Source organism: Macrococcus sp. CoH-51_TC_04 (assembly GCF_058188655.1).
The window spans coordinates 1-279 of sequence record NZ_JBVGOY010000060.1 but is presented as its reverse complement, the minus strand read 5'-3'; the positions used below and the strand labels follow the sequence as shown (position 1 = coordinate 279).

The window sequence follows — 279 nt, the reverse complement described above, 5'->3', positions numbered from 1 at the left end:
CCACTTACCCTCGCTGGCCGTGACCATTAGGCGTGCTATTACTTCTGCTTTCATAGTCTTGTCCTTGGTTAAACAAACCGTGTATTTACGAGGGTTAGTTGATCAGGTAGTCGAAAGCCCACGTGATGTTGAGGGTCACAAGGTTCGATGCGGAACCGTCGAGTTCGACATCCGCAACCGAAGCCGGCCACAGGCCAACGACGGTAATCGTCCGGCTCACCTGAGGAAGATCGTTATAGACCACGAGCTGTGCCGTGCACTTGTAGGCGGATGCAAACG

Annotated in this window: 1 protein-coding gene; it reads right to left on the bottom strand. The window is 53.4% G+C overall.

Annotated features, from left to right (window positions below):
- Positions 1 to 94: 94 nt before the first annotated feature.
- On the bottom strand, positions 95 to 279 hold a 185-nt coding region (locus ACZ2V4_RS11770), incomplete at its 5' end, for a hypothetical protein (RefSeq protein ID WP_481762257.1).